The sequence below is a fragment of the Rhodobacter sp. 24-YEA-8 genome, assembly GCF_900105075.1.
In the GTDB taxonomy this organism is placed as follows: domain Bacteria; phylum Pseudomonadota; class Alphaproteobacteria; order Rhodobacterales; family Rhodobacteraceae; genus Pseudogemmobacter.
Window position 1 is genome coordinate 399,073 of record NZ_FNSK01000001.1, and the last position, 13,899, is coordinate 412,971.

General features: G+C 60.6%; 9 protein-coding genes. All 9 read left to right on the forward strand.

Annotated elements, in window-relative coordinates:
* Nucleotides 1–60 precede the first annotated feature (60 nt).
* The 9 genes from rplK to rpsG all read left to right on the forward strand — a co-directional run bounded on the left by rplK (nt 61) and on the right by rpsG (nt 13,895).
* Nucleotides 61–513 carry a 50S ribosomal protein L11 gene (gene rplK, locus BLW25_RS02035; RefSeq protein WP_092895875.1) on the forward strand — a complete coding sequence of 151 codons (453 nt, stop codon included), beginning with the start codon at nt 61–63 and terminating at the stop codon, nt 511–513.
* Between the two features lie 5 nt (nt 514–518).
* Nucleotides 519–1,211 (forward strand): 50S ribosomal protein L1, encoded by a 693-nt coding sequence (rplA, locus tag BLW25_RS02040; protein ID WP_092895877.1) that lies wholly within the window; start codon nt 519–521, stop codon nt 1,209–1,211.
* Between the two features lie 505 nt (nt 1,212–1,716).
* Nucleotides 1,717–2,232 carry a 50S ribosomal protein L10 gene (gene rplJ, locus BLW25_RS02045; RefSeq protein ID WP_092895879.1) on the forward strand — a complete coding sequence of 172 codons (516 nt, stop codon included), beginning with the start codon at nt 1,717–1,719 and terminating at the stop codon, nt 2,230–2,232.
* An 81-nt stretch (nt 2,233–2,313) separates the two neighbouring features.
* Nucleotides 2,314–2,685, forward strand: coding sequence for a 50S ribosomal protein L7/L12 (rplL, locus tag BLW25_RS02050; RefSeq protein ID WP_092895881.1), 372 nt, complete (start codon nt 2,314–2,316; stop codon nt 2,683–2,685).
* A gap of 243 nt (nt 2,686–2,928) precedes the next feature.
* The gene (gene rpoB / locus BLW25_RS02055) at nt 2,929–7,062 is read left to right on the forward strand and encodes a DNA-directed RNA polymerase subunit beta (protein WP_092895883.1); all 4,134 of its coding nucleotides are present in this window, start codon (nt 2,929–2,931) and stop codon (nt 7,060–7,062) included.
* Nucleotides 7,063–7,150: 88 nt separating this feature from the next.
* On the forward strand, nt 7,151–11,389 hold the full coding sequence (gene rpoC / locus BLW25_RS02060; protein ID WP_092895885.1) for a DNA-directed RNA polymerase subunit beta': 4,239 nt from the start codon (nt 7,151–7,153) through the stop codon (nt 11,387–11,389).
* 481 nt (nt 11,390–11,870) lie between these two features.
* Nucleotides 11,871–12,740, forward strand: coding sequence for a DMT family transporter (locus tag BLW25_RS02065; RefSeq protein ID WP_092895887.1), 870 nt, complete (start codon nt 11,871–11,873; stop codon nt 12,738–12,740).
* Nucleotides 12,741–13,032: 292 nt separating this feature from the next.
* A complete protein-coding gene (gene rpsL, locus BLW25_RS02070) occupies nt 13,033–13,404 on the forward strand; it encodes a 30S ribosomal protein S12 (RefSeq protein ID WP_092895889.1) in 372 nt (123 codons plus the stop codon).
* A 20-nt stretch (nt 13,405–13,424) separates the two neighbouring features.
* Nucleotides 13,425–13,895 carry a 30S ribosomal protein S7 gene (gene rpsG / locus BLW25_RS02075; protein WP_092895891.1) on the forward strand — a complete coding sequence of 157 codons (471 nt, stop codon included), beginning with the start codon at nt 13,425–13,427 and terminating at the stop codon, nt 13,893–13,895.
* The last annotated feature ends 4 nt before the right edge of the window (nt 13,896–13,899 follow it).

The window sequence follows — 13,899 nt, forward strand, 5'->3', positions numbered from 1 at the left end:
ACGGACCGGACCGCTAAACGCGCCTCCATGAGGGCGGCGCCGTGAAAAGGAGAAGGCCAGATGGCCAAGAAGATTATGGGCAGCCTCAAGCTGCAGGTGAAAGCGCAACAGGCGAACCCGTCGCCGCCCGTCGGCCCGGCTCTGGGTCAGCGCGGTCTGAACATCATGATGTTCGTCAAGGAATTCAACGCGAAATCCGCTGACTTCCCGCCGGGAACCCCGATCCCGACCATCATCACCTATTACCAGGACAAGTCGTTCAGCCTCGAGCTGAAGACGCCCCCGGCCGCTTTCCTCGTGAAAGAAGCCGCTGGCCTGAAGCCGGTCGGCAAGCGTAACCGCACCAAAGGGTCGGACAAGCCGGGCCGCACCGTGGCCGGTACGATCACCGCAGCACAGCTGCGCAAGATCGCAGAGACCAAGATGAAAGATCTCAACGCCAATTCCGTGGAAGCGGCGATGAACATCATCCTGGGCTCGGCCCGGTCCTGCGGCATCGAAGTGAAGGGCTGATCGACATGGCAAAGCTCGCAAAACGTGTGAAGAAGGCGCAAGAGGCTTTCGCTGGCAAGGATCTGCTGGCTGTTGAAGCCGCGGTCGCGCTGATCAAATCGGCTGCTTCGGCGAAATTCGACGAAACGCTGGAAATCGCGATGAACCTGGGCGTCGACCCGCGTCACGCAGACCAGATGGTCCGCGGCGTGGTTCAGCTGCCGAACGGCACCGGTAAAACCGTGCGCGTCGCAGTTTTCGCCCGTGGCGCCAAGGCTGATGAAGCCAAAGCTGCCGGTGCGGAAATCGTCGGTGCAGAAGACCTGCTGGAGAAAATCCAGGGCGGCATGCTCGATTTCGATCGCTGCATCGCAACCCCGGACATGATGCCGCTGGTTGGCCGTCTCGGTAAAGTTCTCGGCCCGCGCAACCTGATGCCGAACCCGAAAGTCGGGACGGTGACGATGGATGTCGCAACCGCTGTGACCAATGCCAAAGGCGGCGAAGTCCAGTTCAAGGTCGAAAAGGCCGGCGTGATCCATGCAGGTATCGGCAAGGTTTCGTTCACCGAGGAGAAGCTGGCTGAAAACGTCCGCGCCTTCGTTGACGCTGTGACCAAAGCCCGCCCGGCTGGTGCCAAGGGCACCTATGTGAAGAAAGTTTCGCTTTCCTCGACCATGGGCCCGGGCGTCTCGCTCGACCTCGCGACCACCGCTTAAGCCTGAACTGGCGCGAATACTGAATGCAAAGCCGCTGCCCTTTCCGGGTGGCGGCTTTCCCTTTTCCAGCGCTCCGTATCTGGCTGATTGCGGAAGCCTCCGGCGGGGATATTTAGAGACAGATGAAATCGGCATTCATCTGTCCTTAAATATCCCGGGGGTAAGCGGCGCAGCCGCGAGGGGGCAGGGCCCCCTTCTTCCGTTCGCCGCAGGTGGGATGGCAGAAAGCCTGCCACACCATCTTGGCTTCGCAGTCACAACAAGGTAGAGACAGCACCTGTTGGGGCTGCGTGATTCGTCACTCAGCCCCAACACGCTTTGTCCGAGAAGGCTGGTGGCGCGCAAACGCCTTAATTTCCGGCCTGAGATGGAGTTCGGGACGATTTTTTCCGGGGCTTGCCTCGGGTGATTTTGGCTCTCGGGACGACATCATGGACCCGAATGCTCTGGCCGCGAGGACAGGGCTGACTTGAGCCGGGGGAAACCCCAAACTTGGAGTGAAACTGTGGATAGAGCCCAGAAAGAGAAATTGGTCGAGGATCTCGGCCAGATCTTTGAAAGCTCTGGCGTCGTAGTGGTTGCCCATTACGAAGGCATGACGGTTAAGCAGATGCAGGATCTCCGCGCGCGCATGCGTGTCGTGGGTGGGTCCGTTCGCGTTGCCAAGAACACGCTCGCCAAAATCGCCCTCGAGGGGAAAGCCATCGCCAAGATGGGTGACCTGCTTACGGGTATGACTGTGCTGACCTTCTCGGAAGATCCCGTGGCTGCGGCCAAGGTCTCTGAGAGCTATGCCAAGGATAACGAGCGTTTCGTGATCCTCGGCGGCGCTATGGGTGGCACGGTTCTGGACCCTGTCGGTGTCAAAGCCGTCGCATCGCTGCCGTCGCGCGAAGAGCTGCTTGCTCAGATCGCGTCGATGATCGGTGCGCCTGCTTCGAACATCGCCGGTGCCATTGGCGCGCCTGCTTCGAACATCGCTGGTATCCTGTCGACCATCGAGGACAAAGCCGCGGCCTGAGGCCCCGGCATTGCCCAATGTCTTTCGTAGGGTTGATCAACATCGCGTTGGACCCCATCTTAACTGAACGGAATGTGAAAAATGGCTGATCTTAAAGCTCTCGCCGAACAAATCGTTGGCCTGACCCTCCTGCAAGCTCAGGAACTGAAGACCATCCTGAAAGACGAATACGGCATCGAGCCGGCTGCTGGCGGCGCTGTTGTCGTGGCTGGCCCGGCTGCTGCAGCTGAAGCCGTCGAAGAAAAAACCGAATTCGACGTCGTGCTCGTCGAAGCCGGCGCAAACAAAATCAACGTCATCAAAGAAGTCCGCGGCATCACCGGCCTGGGCCTCGTTGAAGCGAAAAACCTCGTTGAAGCCGGCGGCAAAGTCAAAGAAGGCGCTGCCAAAGCTGACGCAGAGGAAATCAAGAAGAAGCTTGAAGCTGCTGGCGCCAAAGTCGAGCTCAAGTAATCTGGCTTGCGGGTTGCCCCGCAGCTTTGATTTTCAGGCAGGGGGCGGAGCAATCCGCCTCCTGCCATTCGCGTCCTGAAAGGGGATTTTACGAAATCCTCTCTCCGGGTGCGGTATCGGTTCGGGAGCCGTCTGACGGGACAGATGGCAGGTATGGAACCGGATATCCCCTCTCGCCAGTTGGCGTGTGCCTGTGCCCCGACGGGTCGCGCGCCGGCGAAACGATGAAAGGTGACCACGAACATGGCGCAAGCTTATGTTGGCCAGAAGCGTATCCGCCGCTATTACGGCAAGATCCGCGAAGTCCTCGAGATGCCGAACCTTATCGAGGTTCAGAAATCCTCCTATGATCTCTTCCTCAATTCGGGTGACGGCGAAAAGCCGCATGACGATGAGGGCATCCAGGGCACGTTCCAGTCGGTCTTCCCGATCAAGGATTTCAACGAGACCGCTGTTCTCGAATTCGTCCGTTACGAGCTGGAAAAGCCGAAATACGACGTCGATGAATGTATGCAGCGTGACCTGACCTATGCGGCGCCGCTGAAGGTGACGCTGCGCCTGATCGTGTTTGATATCGACGAGACCACCGGCAATAAGTCGGTGAAAGACATCAAGGAACAAGACGTCTATATGGGCGATATGCCCCTGATGACGCCGAACGGTACGTTCATCGTGAACGGCACCGAGCGCGTGATCGTCAGCCAGATGCACCGCTCCCCGGGCGTGTTCTTCGACCATGACAAGGGCAAGACCCATTCCTCGGGCAAGCTGCTGTTTGCCTGCCGGATCATTCCCTATCGCGGTTCCTGGCTGGATTTCGAATTCGACGCCAAGGATATCGTCTTCGCCCGTATCGACCGCCGCCGCAAACTGCCGGTGACGACGCTGCTTTACGCGCTTGGTCTCGACCAGGACGCGATCATGAAGGCCTATTACGACACGGTCACCTTCAAATATGTGAAGAACAAGGGCTGGGTCACGCGCTTCTTCCCGGAACGCGTCCGTGGCACCCGTCCGACCTATGACCTTGTCGATGCTGCGACCGGCGAAGTGATCCTGAAAGCGGGTGAGAAAGTCACGCCGCGCATGGTCAAGAAATGGCTGGACGAGGGCGAGGTTACCGAGCTTCTGGTGCCGTTCGACCATATCATGGGCCGCTTTGTCGCCAATGATATCGTGGATGAGGAAAACGGCGCGATCTGGGCCGAGGCCGGCGATGAGCTGACCTGGGAACTGGACCGGGACGGCGAAGTCAAGGGCGGTACGGTGAAAACCCTGCTCGACCAGGGCGTGACCGAGATCCCGGTGCTCGACATCGACAATATCAATGTCGGTCCCTATATGCGCAACACCATGGCCGCCGATAAGAACTGGGGCCGTGATACCGCGCTGATGGATATCTATCGCGTGATGCGTCCGGGCGAGCCGCCGACTGTTGAAGCGGCGTCGAGCCTCTTTGACACGCTGTTCTTCGACAAAGACCGTTATGATCTCTCGGCTGTTGGCCGGGTGAAAATGAACATGCGTCTTGACGTCGACAAGCCCGACACCCAGCGGACGCTGGACCGTGACGATATCATCAAGTGCATCAAGGCACTGGTTGAGCTCCGCGACGGCAAGGGCGAGATCGACGATATCGACCACCTCGGCAACCGCCGGGTGCGCTCGGTCGGCGAGCTGATGGAAAATCAGTATCGCGTCGGTCTGCTCCGCATGGAGCGCGCGATCAAAGAGCGTATGTCCTCGGTCGAGATCGACACGATCATGCCGCAGGATCTGATCAACGCGAAACCCGCGGCAGCAGCTGTCCGTGAATTCTTCGGCTCGTCGCAGCTGTCGCAGTTCATGGACCAGACCAACCCGCTGTCGGAAGTCACCCATAAGCGCCGTCTCTCGGCTCTTGGGCCGGGCGGTCTGACGCGCGAGCGCGCAGGCTTTGAGGTTCGCGACGTTCACCCGACCCACTACGGCCGGATGTGCCCGATTGAAACGCCGGAAGGTCAGAACATCGGTCTGATCAACTCGCTGGCAACCTTTGCTCGCGTCAACAAGTATGGCTTCATCGAGACCCCGTATCGCAAGGTCATCGACAACAAGGTGACCGATGAAGTCGTCTATATGTCGGCAACCGAAGAGATGCGGCACACCGTTGCGCAGGCCAACGCATCGCAGGATGCGGAAGGTCACTTTACCGACGACCTGATTTCGTCGCGTAAGGGCGGCGAATTCATGCTGAACCCGCCGGATGCTGTCGATCTGATCGACGTTTCGCCGAAACAGCTGGTCTCGGTCGCGGCATCGCTGATCCCGTTCCTTGAAAATGACGACGCCAACCGCGCTCTGATGGGCTCGAACATGCAACGTCAGGCGGTTCCGCTCTTGCAATCCGACGCGCCTTTCGTGGGCACGGGGATCGAGGCCGTGGTTGCGCGCGACTCCGGGGCTGCCATCATGGCGCGTCGTTCGGGCGTGATCGACCAGGTCGACGCACAGCGTATCGTTATCCGTGCGACCGAACTCCTGGAGCCGGGCGAGCCGGGCGTCGACATCTACCGTCTGCGCAAGTTCAAGCGTTCGAACCAGTCGTCCTGCATCAACCAACGTCCGCTGGTGAAGGTGGGCGACCGGGTGACCCGTGGCGAGGTGGTGGCAGACGGCCCCTGCACCGATATGGGTGAACTGGCGCTTGGCCGGAACGTGATCGTGGCCTTCATGCCCTGGAACGGGTATAACTACGAGGACTCGATCCTGATTTCCGAGCGGATCCTCAAGGATGACGTCTTCACCTCGATCCATATCGAGGAATATGAAGTCGCCGCCCGCGATACCAAGCTTGGGCCGGAAGAGATCACCCGCGACATCCCGAACGTCGGTGAGGAAGCTCTGCGCAACCTCGACGAAGCGGGCATCGTCTATATCGGTGCCGAAGTGCAGCCGGGCGATATCCTTGTCGGCAAGATCACCCCGAAGGGCGAAAGCCCGATGACGCCGGAAGAAAAGCTTCTGCGCGCCATCTTCGGTGAAAAAGCGTCTGACGTGCGCGATACCTCGCTGCGTCTGCCGCCGGGTGCCTATGGTACCATCGTCGAAGTGCGGGTCTTCAACCGTCACGGCGTCGACAAGGACGAACGTGCGCTGCAGATCGAGCGTGAGGAAGTCGAACGCCTCGCCCGCGACCGCGACGACGAAATGACCATCCTGGAGCGCAATATCTATTCGCGCCTCAAGGCCCTGATCATTGGCCGCGAAGCTGTCAAAGGCCCGAAAGGCGTCCGCGCCGGTTCGACCATTGACGAAGAACTCCTCGGCACTCTGAGCCGTGGCCAGTGGTGGCAGCTTGCTGTCGCCGAAGAGGCCCAGGCGAAAGAGATCGAGGCGCTTCACGACCAGTATGAGTCCCAGAAACGCGCTCTGACCGCACGTTTCGAAGATAAGGTCGAGAAGGTCCGGCGCGGTGATGATCTGCCTCCGGGCGTGATGAAGATGGTCAAAGTCTTCGTCGCGGTGAAGCGTAAGCTGCAACCGGGCGATAAGATGGCCGGTCGTCACGGCAACAAGGGTGTTATCTCGAAGGTGGTCCCGCAAGAGGATATGCCCTTCCTGGCTGACGGCACCCCGGTTGACCTCGTGCTGAACCCGCTCGGCGTGCCGTCGCGGATGAACGTCGGGCAGATCCTCGAGACGCATATGGGCTGGGCCGCGCGCGGTCTGGGTCTGCGCATCGATGACGCGCTGCAGGACTTCCGCCGCTCCGGTGACCTGACCCCGGTCAAGGAAGCCATGCGTTTCGCTTACGGCGACGAGACCTATGACGAAGCCTTTGGTGAGGCCTCGGACGAAGACCTGATCGAGAGCGCTCGCACGGTCACCCGTGGTGTGCCGATCGCGACCCCGGTCTTCGACGGTGCCAAGGAAGCGGATGTGAACGACGCGCTGCGCCGTGCCGGTTTCGACACTTCGGGTCAGTCGGATGTCTTTGACGGCCGTTCGGGCGAGAAGTTCCAGCGCAAGGTCACCGTGGGCGTGAAATACATGCTCAAGCTGCACCACCTGGTCGATGACAAGCTGCACGCGCGTTCGACCGGTCCGTATTCGCTTGTCACGCAGCAGCCGCTGGGTGGTAAGGCGCAATTCGGTGGTCAGCGTCTCGGGGAGATGGAGGTCTGGGCTCTGGAAGCCTACGGCGCCGCCTATACCCTGCAGGAGATGCTGACGGTGAAGTCGGATGACGTCGCGGGCCGGACCAAGGTCTATGAATCGATCGTCAAGGGCGAGGACAACTTCGAGGCCGGTGTGCCTGAGAGCTTCAACGTTCTCGTGAAGGAAGTCCGCGGCCTCGGCCTGAACATGGAACTCCTGGATGCGGAAGAGGAGTGACCGGAATTTTAAGGAAAATTCCGGGCCGGTTTCTTCAAAGAAACCGGCGCCACCCCTCTGACCGCAACCTCCTGATTGGGAAGATCAAATGAACCAGGAACTGACGAACAATCCGTTCAACCCGGTCGCGCCGGTCAAGACGTTTGACGAGATCAAGGTCTCACTGGCGTCGCCGGAGCGTATTCTCTCATGGTCCTACGGCGAGATCAAAAAGCCGGAAACCATCAACTACCGGACTTTTAAGCCCGAGCGCGACGGTCTGTTCTGCGCCCGGATTTTCGGGCCGATCAAAGACTATGAATGCCTTTGCGGCAAATATAAGCGGATGAAGTATCGCGGCGTTGTCTGCGAGAAATGCGGTGTGGAAGTCACGCTGCAAAAGGTCCGCCGTGAGCGCATGGGCCATATCGAGCTGGCCGCACCCGTTGCGCATATCTGGTTCCTGAAGTCGCTTCCGTCCCGGATCGGCCTCATGCTGGACATGACGCTGCGGGATCTGGAACGCATCCTCTACTTCGAAAACTATGTCGTTATCGAGCCGGGTCTGACCGATCTGACCTATGGCCAGCTGATGACCGAGGATGAGTATCTCGACGCTCAGGACCAGTATGGCGCTGACGCTTTCACCGCGAATATCGGTGCTGAGGCGATCCGCGAAATGCTGGCCGCGATTGATCTGGGCCAGCTGGCCGAGACCCTTCGCGAAGAGCTGAAGGAAGCCACCGGCGAGCTGAAGCCCAAGAAGATCATCAAGCGTCTGAAGATCGTCGAAAGCTTCTACGAATCCGGCAACCGCCCGGAATGGATGATCCTGACCGTGCTTCCGGTGATCCCGCCGGAACTGCGTCCGCTCGTCCCGCTGGATGGTGGCCGTTTCGCGACCTCGGATCTGAACGACCTCTATCGCCGCGTCATCAACCGGAACAACCGGCTGAAGCGCCTGATCGAGCTGCGTGCGCCCGACATCATCGTCCGCAACGAAAAGCGGATGCTGCAGGAAGCCGTCGACGCGCTGTTCGACAACGGCCGTCGTGGCCGCGTGATCACCGGGACCAACAAACGCCCGCTGAAATCGCTGTCGGACATGCTGAAAGGTAAGCAGGGCCGCTTCCGTCAGAACTTGCTCGGTAAGCGTGTCGACTTCTCGGGCCGTTCGGTGATCGTGACCGGGCCGGAGCTGAAGCTGCACCAATGCGGTCTGCCGAAGAAGATGGCGCTCGAGCTCTTCAAGCCCTTCATCTATTCGCGCCTTGAAGCCAAAGGGCTTTCGAGCACCGTGAAACAGGCGAAGAAGCTCGTTGAGAAAGAGCGTCCGGAAGTCTGGGATATCCTTGATGAGGTTATCCGCGAGCACCCGGTCCTTCTGAACCGCGCGCCGACGCTGCACCGTCTGGGCATCCAGGCGTTCGAGCCGATCCTGATTGAAGGCAAGGCGATCCAGCTGCACCCGCTGGTCTGTTCGGCCTTCAACGCCGACTTCGACGGCGACCAGATGGCTGTTCACGTTCCCCTCTCGCTGGAAGCCCAGCTTGAGGCCCGCGTTCTCATGATGTCGACGAACAACGTTCTGTCGCCCGCCAACGGCGCGCCGATCATTGTTCCGTCGCAGGATATGGTTCTCGGGATCTATTACGTGACCATGCAGCGCGAAGGCATGAAGGGCGAGGGCGGTCTTTACCGCGATATCGACGAAGTCGAACACGCCCTTGCCGCTGGCGAGCTGCATCTGCATGCCAAAATCACTGCCCGCCTCAAGCAGGTCGATGAGGAAGGCAATATCGTCTGGAAGCGCTATGAGACGACGCCCGGCCGCCTGCGTCTGGGCAACATCCTGCCGCAAAACGCCAAGGCGCCGTTTGAACTGGTGAACCGTCTTCTGCGTAAGAAAGATGTGCAGACCGTCATCGACACCGTCTACCGCTACTGCGGTCAGAAAGAGTCGGTGATCTTCTGTGACCAGATCATGGGTCTCGGCTTCCGCGAGGCGTTCAAAGCCGGCATCTCTTTCGGCAAGGACGACATGGTCATCGCCGACAACAAATGGGACATCGTCAATGCGACGAAAGCCCTGGTTGCCGATTTTGAACAGCAGTATCTCGACGGCCTGATCACTCAGGGCGAGAAATACAACAAAGTCGTCGACGCCTGGTCGAAGTGCAACGACAAGGTGACCGAGGGCATGATGTCCACGATCTCGGCCACCAAATACGACGACAATGGCGCCGAGAAGGAACCGAACTCGGTCTATATGATGGCCCATTCCGGTGCCCGGGGTTCGGTCACGCAGATGAAGCAGCTGGGTGGGATGCGCGGCCTGATGGCCAAGCCGAACGGCGAGATCATCGAGACGCCGATCATCTCGAACTTCAAGGAAGGTCTGACCGTTCTTGAATACTTCAACTCGACCCACGGCGCCCGGAAGGGTCTGTCGGATACCGCTCTGAAGACGGCGAACTCGGGTTATCTGACCCGCCGTCTGGTTGACGTGGCGCAGGATTGCATCGTTCGCGTGCATGATTGCGGCACCGAGAACTCGATCACTGCTTCGGCAGCCGTCAAGGAAGGCCAGGAAACCGCTCCGCTCTCGGAACGGGTGCTGGGCCGTGTCGTGGCGGAAGACATCATGATCCCGGGCACCGATGAGGTGCTGATCGCCAAGGGGGAACTGATCGACGAGCGCAAGGCAGATCTGGTCGGCAAGTATAACGTACCTGTCGCCCGTATCCGCAGCCCGCTGACCTGTGAGGCCGAGGAAGGCGTTTGCGCCCAGTGCTATGGTCGCGACCTTGCCCGCGGTACTCAGGTGAATATCGGTGAAGCGGTCGGCATCATCGCCGCCCAGTCCATCGGTGAGCCGGGCACGCAGCTGACGATGCGGACCTTCCACATCGGCGGTGTTGCGCAAGGCGGCCAGCAGTCGTTCCTTGAAGCAAGCCAAGAGGGCAAGATCGAGTTCCGCAACGCGAACCTCCTTCTGAACGTCGCAGGCGAGCAGGTGGTGATCGGCCGGAACATGTCCATCGCGATCATCGACGCCAATGGCGACGAGCGCGCGGTGCACAAGCTGACCTATGGCGCCAAACTTCACGTGAAGGATGGCGAAGAGGTCAAGCGTGGCCATAAGCTGTTCGAATGGGACCCCTTCAACCTGCTGATCGTGGCTGAAAAGGCCGGTGTGGCGCGGTTCAAGGACCTGATCAACGGCATCTCGGTTCGCGAAGACACCGATGACGCAACCGGCATGACGCAGAAGATCGTGTCTGACTGGCGTGCGGCACCGCGCGGCTCGGATCTCAAGCCCGAGATCCTGGTGGTGAACCCGGAAACGGGCGAACCGGTGCGCGGCGACAGCGGCAACCCGATCCAGTATGCGATGTCGGTGGATGCGGTTCTCTCGATCGAAGACGGTCAGGAACTGCGCCCGGGCGATATCGTGGCGCGTATTCCGCGCGAAGGCACCAAGACGAAGGACATCACCGGGGGTCTTCCCCGCGTGGCGGAACTCTTCGAGGCGCGTCGCCCGAAAGATCACGCAATCATCGCGGAAGCCGATGGTTATGTGCGCTTTGGCAAGGACTACAAGAACAAGCGCCGCATCACGGTCGAGCCGGTGGACGAGACCCTTCAGTCGATGGAATATATGGTGCCCAAGGGCAAACATATCCCTGTCCAGGAAGGCGATTTCGTCCAGAAGGGCGACTATATCATGGACGGGAACCCCGCGCCGCATGACATCCTGCGCATTATGGGTGTCGAAGCGCTGGCAAACTACATGATCGACGAGGTCCAGGACGTCTATCGTCTGCAGGGCGTGAAGATCAACGACAAGCATATCGAGGTTATCGTGCGGCAGATGCTGCAGAAACTCGAAGTGCTGGATTCGGGCGATACCACGCTGCTGAAAGGCGAGCAGGTCGAGCGCCAGGAGCTGGAGGAAGAAAACCTCAAAGCCCGTGGCCGCGGTCTGCGCGAGGCGAAAGCCGAGCCGGTTCTGCTGGGGATCACCAAGGCGTCGCTGCAGACCCGCAGCTTCATCTCGGCGGCTTCCTTCCAGGAGACGACCCGCGTCCTTACCGAGGCGTCCGTTCAGGGCAAGCGCGACAAGCTGCAGGGCCTGAAAGAGAACGTCATCGTGGGCCGTCTGATCCCGGCCGGCACCGGTGGGGCCACGCGCCGCGTGAAGTCCATCGCGTCCGAGCGCGACTCGACGGTGATCGAGGCACGCCGCAGCGAGGCGGAAACCGCCGCCGCTCTGGCCGCACCGATCCCGGCTGCGCAGCCTGATCTGGCCAGCGTGATCGTCGACGATCTGGAAAGCCGGGATTGATCCCCGGCTCACTGGCCCTGGCGCCGGTGAAGTGATCTCTGGCCCCGCCCGGACAACCGGGCGGGGCCTTTTCTGTCTCCACCCTCCGGGCACTGAACCGGGGCAAGACCGGACATCCCGTATTGGCAGGGCCTGACCCTTCGCGCTGCCCGATTGTGGGCCGTGCCCTGGTCAGGTGGTCCCGGCCTTTCCCCCCTGCGGGTATGTGGAACGTGGCGCCGCCGGGGGCTGATATCGCTGCGCTGAGCCCGGTTGATCCGGGCATGTTCATGTTTCCCCGAATTGTCGCATCGCGGGCTTTCATTCCCGGCCAGTCCGCCAGCCATGTTGCACCAGTGCCCCGCCGGCGCAGAGTTGAGCACCGGCCCCTGGCAGTCATGACCCGGGCCGATATAAAGCGGAGGGGTCCGCATCCTGCCCTTCCAAAACGAGCTGAAACCTGACAGAGGGCAGGGCGAGCAGAATTGAGGCGCCCGACATCATGCCAGTGAGTGACAAGACGCGCGGTATTGCCCTGATGTTGCTGGCCATGCTCGCCTTCGCGATCAATGACACGATCATCAAGCTTTTGCTGGCCGATATGCCCTTGCCGCAGGCGATGGTGGTGCGCGGCGTGCCGGCCTGCACCATGCTGGGGCTGCTGGCCTGGCGGGCGGGGGCCTTCTCACACCTGCCGAAGGGGAGGGACCGCAAATTCCTGATCCTGCGCAGTTTCGGCGAAGTGGCGGGAACGCTGACCTTCCTTGGCGCTCTGACGCATATGCAACTGGCCAATGTCACAGCCATCCTGCAATCGGTGCCGCTGGCCGCGACGGCGGCGGCTGCCCTGTTTCTGGGCGAAAAGGTCGGCTGGCGTCGCGCGCTTGCGGTGGCCATCGGCTTCATCGGGGTGCTGATCGTGATCCGCCCGGGCGAGGACGGGCTGGATCCCTGGGCGTTCCTGGTGCTCCTGTCTGTGGCTTGCGTGGTCTGCCGCGATCTGATCACCCGGCAGATCAGCCGCGATGTGTCGGCGGCGCTGGTCGGGCTTGGCGCGGCGATCACGGTATTGACGCTGAGCATCGTCTGGTCGGCCTTTGTGCCATGGCAGCCGGTGACGCCGCGCCATCTGCTGCTGGCGCTTGTCGGCGGGTTCTTTATGACGATGGCATTCGTCTCGCTGGTGGGCGCTTTGCAGTCCGGAGATGTCAGCATGACGGCGCCCTTGCGGTACAGCCAGCTCTTATGGGCAACGCTGCTCGGCTGGCTGGTCTTTGACCATCTGCCCGATATTGTGACCCTTGCAGGGGCGGCGCTGATCGTGGCCTCCGGGGTCTTTACCATCCTGCGCGAGGCCCGGCGCAACAGGTGAATTCTGCCCGGTTCCTTTGGCCCGGGCGCCTGTGCCACGGGCGGGGGCGCAGTTGACACCAGGGGCGATTCCACCTATAGCCCGCTCACCCTTGCGGGGCTGCCATGTGCCGCCAGGGTCAGAGCGTCCTGAAATTCAGGGCCGGACCACGTCCGATCCTCTGCAGAAATACCCGCGTCATCCACCTTATCGGCGGATGAATGCGGTTTTTGTGTTTTGCGATTCGCGCAATGCACTCGAGAAGCGGCGCACCATAAGGCATAGGGTGCGAGTATCGAAACGAGGAACGTGAATGCCGACGATTCAACAGCTTATCCGGAAACCCCGGGAAGATAAGCCGAGCAAGTCCAAGTCCCAGCACCTGGAATCCTGCCCGCAAAAGCGTGGGGTTTGTACCCGCGTTTACACCACGACCCCGAAGAAGCCTAACTCCGCTATGCGGAAAGTGGCCAAGGTTCGTCTGACGAACGGCTTCGAAGTCATCTCCTACATCCCCGGCGAAAAGCACAACCTGCAAGAGCACAGCGTTGTTCTGATCCGCGGCGGCCGCGTCAAAGACCTTCCGGGTGTCCGTTACCACATCCTCCGGGGTGTTCTGGATACCCAGGGCGTCAAAGACCGTCGTCAGCGTCGTTCGAAGTACGGCGCCAAGCGTCCGAAGTGATCCAGGAGAGGTAGAGAGACATGTCCCGTCGTCACGCCGCAGAGAAGCGCGAAATTCTCCCGGACGCCAAATATGGCGACCGCGTTCTGACCAAATTCATGAACAACCTGATGCTGGATGGCAAAAAGTCGGTCGCCGAGTCGATCGTCTATGGTGCCCTGACCCGCGTCGAAGGCCGCCTGAAGCGCTCGCCGATCGAAGCCTTCCACGAAGCGCTCGACAATGTGAAGCCTTCGGTCGAAGTCCGGTCGCGCCGCGTTGGTGGTGCAACCTACCAGGTTCCGGTCGAAGTCCGCACCGAGCGCCGCGAAGCGCTCGCGATCCGCTGGCTGATCATCGCTGCCCGCAAGCGCAACGAGAACACCATGGAAGAGCGTCTGGCAGCTGAGCTGTCCGATGCCGTCAATGGCCGCGGCACTGCCGTGAAAAAGCGCGAAGACACCCACAAGATGGCCGACGCGAACAAAGCGTTCAGCCATTACCGCTGGTAAGGGG

What these genes read in the sequence shown, in the direction of transcription:
- rplK (WP_092895875.1), top strand. Translation starts at nt 61, where the DNA reads ATGGCCAAGAAGATTATGGGCAGCCTCAAGCTGCAGGTGAAAGCGCAA.
- rplA (WP_092895877.1), top strand. Translation starts at nt 519, where the DNA reads ATGGCAAAGCTCGCAAAACGTGTGAAGAAGGCGCAAGAGGCTTTCGCT.
- rplL (WP_092895881.1), top strand. Translation starts at nt 2,314, where the DNA reads ATGGCTGATCTTAAAGCTCTCGCCGAACAAATCGTTGGCCTGACCCTC.
- rpoB (WP_092895883.1), top strand. Translation starts at nt 2,929, where the DNA reads ATGGCGCAAGCTTATGTTGGCCAGAAGCGTATCCGCCGCTATTACGGC.
- rpoC (WP_092895885.1), top strand. Translation starts at nt 7,151, where the DNA reads ATGAACCAGGAACTGACGAACAATCCGTTCAACCCGGTCGCGCCGGTC.
- BLW25_RS02065 (WP_092895887.1), top strand. Translation starts at nt 11,871, where the DNA reads ATGCCAGTGAGTGACAAGACGCGCGGTATTGCCCTGATGTTGCTGGCC.
- rpsL (WP_092895889.1), top strand. Translation starts at nt 13,033, where the DNA reads ATGCCGACGATTCAACAGCTTATCCGGAAACCCCGGGAAGATAAGCCG.
- rpsG (WP_092895891.1), top strand. Translation starts at nt 13,425, where the DNA reads ATGTCCCGTCGTCACGCCGCAGAGAAGCGCGAAATTCTCCCGGACGCC.